Genomic DNA, 6,088 nt, shown 5'->3' with positions numbered 1-6,088 from the left:
TTTTCTCGCACTGGCGGCAAGCGTACTTAGGACGAACATATTCCAACACTTTGAGTACCGCTGGCGTGAACTCTAGCTTCTCGCTGCGGTCTTCCCCGATTTTATGCAGGCTATGATTGCAGCAAGCGCACTGCTTTTCATGGTCGTCTACATCAAGTTCGATAACCTCACGAGACAAGGTCTTAGGCAGAGGTTTACGTTTACCGCGCTTTTTCGTTGTGGTCGTGGTTGTCACCTCAACCTCGTCTTCTTTAACGGCTTCACATTCCGCTTCGTTGAAGAGGTCACCTTGTGATTCATCGTAAGGCTTTAATGCCTCCGAGCGTTTCGCGAACTGACGGTCGAAGGCGAGTTTGAGTTGTTCAAGCAGCGATTGGCGCTCTTGTTTCCACTCATTTTTCTCCGACATCAGAGCAGCTACCATCGCTTGTAGCTCGGCAACATCTTGGCTTTCTGGGTTGATATTTGGCGTCTTTTTCATAGCATTGATTATACTAAAATCGTGCCGTTAACGCTTGGAGAATAAGGCTTTATTCTCGATTAACTCATTGTAAAATCGTTTATTTTGATGGGTTCGTGGCCGATAATTGTGAAGCCTGAAAGCAGTCTATCAAGCTCAAATTGAGTGAGGGTAAACACCTGATTTTTCTCTTTTGAAGGCCACTTATACTTGGCTTTTTCAAGGCGTTTATACCAGAGGGCGAAGCCTGTTTTATCCCAGTACAACACTTTAATCTTATCGCGCTGTTTATTGGTAAACAGGAACAGCGCACCGCTGCCAAGAGGCAAGTCAGTATCATTTTCGATAATCGCTGCAAGGCCGTTGATGGACTTTCTAAAATCGACGCTTTCACGATAAAGGTAAATGTCTGGAGCGCTGAGCATACCTTTCATGACAACGCTCCAATGAGTTCAGCAAGATAGGTGGCTGGCGTGCCTTGAGGAATGCTCAGCTCCACATCATTGATGAGAAGTGTCATGTTCGCCGTAGCTATCTGGGCCTGATACTTGGTTGTCTTTTCAACGATTTCGGCTCTAACAAATCCGACAGATTCCGATTGGTTTGCTGTTTGGAGTTGACGCCGTTTGGCGAAGAACGTGGATAAACTCAGTCCATGCTCTTCACAAAAAGCGCGTTGGGTAACACTGCTACTTTCATATTGTTCAAACAGTGATTGCCATTCTAGGTTGGTGCGTCGTTTTGCCATTTCAACTCTCCTTTGGGTTGGAGAGATGATCTTATTCTTCGTGCTGAAAGATTAGAATGCGGTGTTCATGGCACGCTTACGGATTAGCTGGCATTGTTATCCCCTTAAAAATCTAGACGACAACTATGCTGACACGGGGGGAAACAGCCGATCGCAATCACCGAAATACGCATAAGCGACATATTGTTTTTTAAAGTTAACTGGGCTTAGATATCCAAGAGCACTGTCCTTCTTGTTCGATTATAATCAACTTCGATGTGCTTGGATGAAAATACGCAAGTGCTTGATGCATCTCTTCTCGCGGGTGAGGTGTTGCGTTTCAAGTGGCGGAGAGCCTTTAAATCAGAATGCTACCCGAACAAAAAAATGGCCATAAGAAACTAAGATGTTTCATGGCCACATTGTTAGATTAATGTTAAATAAATTGAGCTACGGATACTCCCCATATTTCAGCTTAGTATTAACACAATCATTTACCATCGATAGCCCAAACTAACTGTATATGCTTCTCTTGTTTCACCTTTATTATAAAGGGCTGTGATATTATAGTGTTTACCTATTTGCTTATTAAAACCAATCAAATAAGCCCATTGATTTAGAGAAACATCAACGTCATAAGTGAACTCACCTTGTAACGCATCTACATAACCTAGATTACCGGATAACGTAGAATCTAAGCCTTGATATTCAGCACCAATTAATAACTGAGCTCTATAATCAACAAGCTGATAACCAACCATTGGTTGAGCAACAAACAGAGTATCACCCCAGCTCGAAGAGCCCTCTAATCGTGTTTGAGATGCGGTCATATTAAGCGTGGCGAAAAATTCTTTATACCCGACGGCTAGTGTAGTACCCACACCTAACAGATCATAGTCAAGACTTAAAGGAAGCTTCAATCGACCAGGGCTACACAGAGGGAGTCCTTCATTGCTTAGCGCACTACATAAGGCATCACCTAATCCAGGATCGATGCCGTTTAAACTATCTTTAACTTCGTTTAAACTCTCCGATGTATATTGCGCATCAATGGTTGCCTTAACTTTAATCTTTCCAGCTAAAGCGTAAACATTCCAGAAAGGCAAAATATAGACATCTCCCCTTATACTAAAACTCTCAGCATTAACTTTGGCGAAGGTCTCTGTCGGTTCAAAGTCCTTATCTAAATTCTGAAGGCCTAATGCTCCGAGACCTAAATTAAAAGATTGAAAGCCAAGATCCATATCTTGATTGCGATAAGCGACAGAAAAACCGTATGGAAGAGGAATATCAATACCTTGTCTACGGACTAAGTCTCCCATCAGTGGGAAAAAACTACTGACCTCGACCTTTTCTTCTCGAATACGAGGATCTGATGCTTCTTCAAGCTTTTCACTATCTAGAACTTCGACACCATCTACATCGTCATAAAAAGCGACGGGAGTCATGAGCAATGACAGAGTAAGCTTTTCTTTTTTTCTAGTTACTCCGTTTGCCACAATGGTTTTGCTTTTAACGTAAAATTGACCATTGTAACGCTCACTGATTAAGATTTCTTGTCTATAATCCTCAATTCTATAAGTACCATAGGTAAATGGTTGCGAATTAGTGATCACCATTTTAACAGGCTTGCGATCTTCAACACTTATCTCAACTCGCATGAAACGAAAATAGGCGACATCTTGAGGTAGTTGATACTTAGAATAGTTAAAACGTACAATTGCACGACGTTCATCTAATTCTTCAACGGTAACCGAAGACCGATCGTAACTATCTGAGTAGGCGCGAAGTCGATATTCTGTTTTAGTCAAATATTCAATGGAGTCTATCGCTCCACCATCTTCTGAGAGTGAAGGTTCACCATCGATTTGAGAAATTTGATCCTGAAAATATTTAATCCTCAAATCAATATTTCCCTTTAAATCTGTTGTTTGCACTAAATAAAAAGATGAAGATGAAGCCTCCTCATTAATTGAAGTGACTTTACGAACGTGCTCAACAATATGATCACCTTGAGATAAAGTACTAATACCATACTTAGGTAGGTGTTCCGGTATGCCATACTGCTCAAAAATCGAAGCTTCTTTTGCATTAGCAATATTAGAGAGTATCAAAATAAAAGAAAAGAAACTTACGCACCAAGATCTACGAAATAAAATAAAAAAAAATTTCGATGATTTACTTTCATCTCTATCCAACAAACTCTATTTAGCATATGTAGCATCATTCCTACCTCACTGTAATAAAAGACGACTTAGTAAATAGCATCACAAATACCTTGTGATGTGCTAGCATCAATACCCATATTTATCGTAGCATCCCACGCTGTAATATTCTTGTTTATTTCGCCACCATCATCCGTGGCATTATTAACTATCACCAATATGTTATCTGTATCTTCTTGGTATCGATATTCAGGGTTGAATAATTCATCGCTAAACCACAAACTCGATACTTCTCCCATAAGAAGAAGGTCACCTTCATCAGGCGCTATCTTCGATCCGCTTTGGTTATATAATCGATTAAATACAAAAGGAATTTCAGCTTGGTTACAGGCTTTTCCACCGAAGCAAGCCAAATTACCTATTGTGTCAAAAATAGAGTCTTCAATCAGCTGGTTATTAAAACTTGCGACATAGTCAAAATGATAAATGATAGGAGTGATGTCATGATCGACTTCTTTTGCGTAATCACGAATAGCACATTTATATATCAATTGATTATTTAATTGATTAAACTTTCTTATCTCTTCTGATACCCTATCTAAAGTGGTAGGATTTTCCGATGGTGAGAAATCATCAAAGCGTAAAGGCGTGTCGGTCAACCGATCTACATATAGGATTGATGATATTAACGTGTACGCAGGTATATCTGCTATTTGTGGCAAATCACGAATATCATCACTATCTCCTATTAAAAATAGGACAACATCAAGTAATTTAATACCCGGTAATAATTCTATATTAATCAAGAATAGTAACTTTAACTCCGCTATATAACTATCCGTTTCATTGTTATTAAATCCTATAATAGAAGGGACGGTTAAAGGAGCTTCATGAGCGAGGCTTGTTACGTGATAGCCTGGGTATTCCTCATATTCTGTGCAAACCCCAAGGAATGTCTTTATGCACTCACGATGGGACTCAATGTAGGGTGAAAAGGGAAGTAATTTCGCTCGCGGTTCGATTGCTGCAATATCCGATGCGTATTTCAAAGTAAGCTTCGCCACAATCGATTCCGTGCTATCGCCATCTTCAATCCAGCCCAAGATGTCACTGACCATACTTTCGATGGTTTGGTCAGGTAAACCAAACAAGCGTCCCGTTATTTCTGCTTTTACTTGTTTTTGTAGTTCTAAAATCTGATCAACCGTCAATTGGTTAATACTTAAATCAGGATACAGCGTTGCCATTGCAGTTTCTAAAGTGTCGTATTGGTCTTTCGCTGCAGCGTATGATTCAAATGAAAGTCCGAGCGGTAAACTTTGCATAATCGCTCTGCTAAAGAAATTACCGGCAATATCATCTTCAGGATCGCGCTCTCCACTGGTTGTTTGCTGAAGCGCATTAATTGATGTCGCACCAGCACCTTGCCCAAATACAGTGACGTTTGTACTATCTCCGCCAAAGTCTTCGATATGTTGGCTAACCCACTCTAGAGCTCGCTTTTGATCACCAACCGCAAAGTTGCCCCCTTTCGTTTGACCTGCATCTTCAACCCACCGTTTTCCCAATAAACCAAGACGGTAGTTAAAAGTAACAGCGATAAAGGGGTTATCACTCATTGTACTTTGTGCAACGGCGACATCTGGAATTATATTGGGCAGGTGTCCAGATCCCGTTTCAAACGAACCACTATGGATATAAACATACACAGGTAATAAATCACCTGAAGTCGCATTATTAGGTCTCCATACGTTCAAGTAAAGGCAGGTCTCTGAGTACAATTCTGTTGAGCCAAACTGAGGGCATATGTTCCCAAAGTCTGTATACGAATTATTTTCGGTCACCGCTTGTGCTAGAGGCAGCATCACACTGTGTTCAAAACGGTCAGGCGCACCGAAGAAAAAATCACCTTCGCTACTATCGCCCGAGTAAGCATAAGGTATCCCTTTGAACGTTTCTATTGTAACCAGTGAGGTACCGTCTTCAGTCGCAGAAAGTGAAGGGGCGACTGTGATTATTGGTTCTTTGAGGCCTTGTATAGTCACTTCACCTATTTGAGCCTCAAAAGTAATGGGTTGAGGTGATTCCTCTTCAGGAGCAGGGGTAAAGCTGAACTCAGTAGAATCATCACGACAACCGAAAAGTACAACTCCGATCAAGACCCAAAATGCTTTTGTCATCACTTACCTCTTCAATATCGAAAGTAAAGAACATTGCTATCACGCTTTGAATACCAAAATCAATCTTCTAATATTAGACTTAAAAATCAGAAAAGGTGGACAATATTACAATTACAGGTTCTGTCGTAAACAGTGGTGATAGGTTAAACTCTTCATCAAAATTCACCACTGCCGACGCTATGGCCATCAAATTTACAGGCGCCACTTTCCTTCCGACATCATTCTTCCGGCTGTTCGTTATTACGTTTCTTATAAGCTGAGCTACCGTGAAACCGAAGAGATACTCAATGAGCGAGGTATCGATGTTGATCACTCAACCATCAATCGGTGGGTTATCAAATACGCCCCACTATTGGAGCACAGAGCACACCGAAGAAAGAAGCCTGTCGCTACTTCGTAGCGGATGGATGAGACTTACATTAACGTCAAAGGCCAGTGGAAGTATTATTACCGAGCCGTTGATAAATGCGGTAATGTGATTGATTTTTTACTGTGCGAATACCGTGACGAGAAGGCAGCTCGCGCCTTCTTCACCAGGCGTTGTTGATCAAATCAG

The 6,088-nt window shown here is 41.0% G+C and carries 5 protein-coding genes and 1 pseudogene; 1 reads left to right on the top strand and 5 read right to left on the bottom strand.

Annotated elements, in window-relative coordinates; genetic code table 11:
• From AB4482_RS22395 to AB4482_RS22375, 5 genes are all read right to left on the bottom strand, one after another.
• Positions 1-481, bottom strand: a 481-nt coding sequence (locus AB4482_RS22395; protein WP_372181737.1) for an IS66 family transposase zinc-finger binding domain-containing protein, incomplete at its 3' end; no start/stop codon positions are given.
• A gap of 59 nt (positions 482-540) precedes the next feature.
• Positions 541-894: an IS66 family insertion sequence element accessory protein TnpB gene (gene tnpB / locus AB4482_RS22390; protein WP_017037716.1), complete on the bottom strand. Its 354-nt coding sequence runs from the start codon at positions 892-894 to the stop codon at positions 541-543.
• Positions 891-1,208, bottom strand: coding sequence for an IS66 family insertion sequence element accessory protein TnpA (gene tnpA / locus AB4482_RS22385; RefSeq protein WP_017037717.1), 318 nt, complete (start codon positions 1,206-1,208; stop codon positions 891-893). Before tnpA ends, tnpB begins: the two co-directional genes overlap by 4 nt.
• A 473-nt stretch (positions 1,209-1,681) precedes the next feature.
• Complete coding sequence (locus tag AB4482_RS22380) at positions 1,682-3,385, bottom strand: hypothetical protein (protein ID WP_372181736.1); 1,704 nt, start codon at positions 3,383-3,385, stop codon at positions 1,682-1,684.
• Between the two features lie 56 nt (positions 3,386-3,441).
• Entirely contained in the window at positions 3,442-5,532 is a 2,091-nt protein-coding gene (locus AB4482_RS22375; protein ID WP_372181734.1) for a carboxylesterase family protein, read from the bottom strand.
• A 190-nt stretch (positions 5,533-5,722) separates the two neighbouring features.
• Here AB4482_RS22375 and AB4482_RS22370 point away from each other — a divergent pair.
• Positions 5,723-6,070: pseudogene (locus AB4482_RS22370) on the top strand (IS6 family transposase); the annotation flags it as partial.
• Positions 6,071-6,088: the final 18 nt, after the last annotated feature.

Origin of the sequence: Vibrio sp. 10N.222.55.C7, from assembly GCF_041473335.1 — a bacterium.
GTDB classification, from domain to species: Bacteria; Pseudomonadota; Gammaproteobacteria; order Enterobacterales; family Vibrionaceae; genus Vibrio; species Vibrio crassostreae_C.
Note: the sequence above shows the minus strand (reverse complement) of the source record. Positions and strands in the feature narration are given on the sequence as shown.

What these genes read in the sequence shown, in the direction of transcription:
- AB4482_RS22375 (WP_372181734.1), bottom strand. Translation starts at nt 5,532, where the DNA reads ATGACAAAAGCATTTTGGGTCTTGATCGGAGTTGTACTTTTCGGTTGT.
- tnpB (WP_017037716.1), bottom strand. Translation starts at nt 894, where the DNA reads ATGAAAGGTATGCTCAGCGCTCCAGACATTTACCTTTATCGTGAAAGC.
- tnpA (WP_017037717.1), bottom strand. Translation starts at nt 1,208, where the DNA reads ATGGCAAAACGACGCACCAACCTAGAATGGCAATCACTGTTTGAACAA.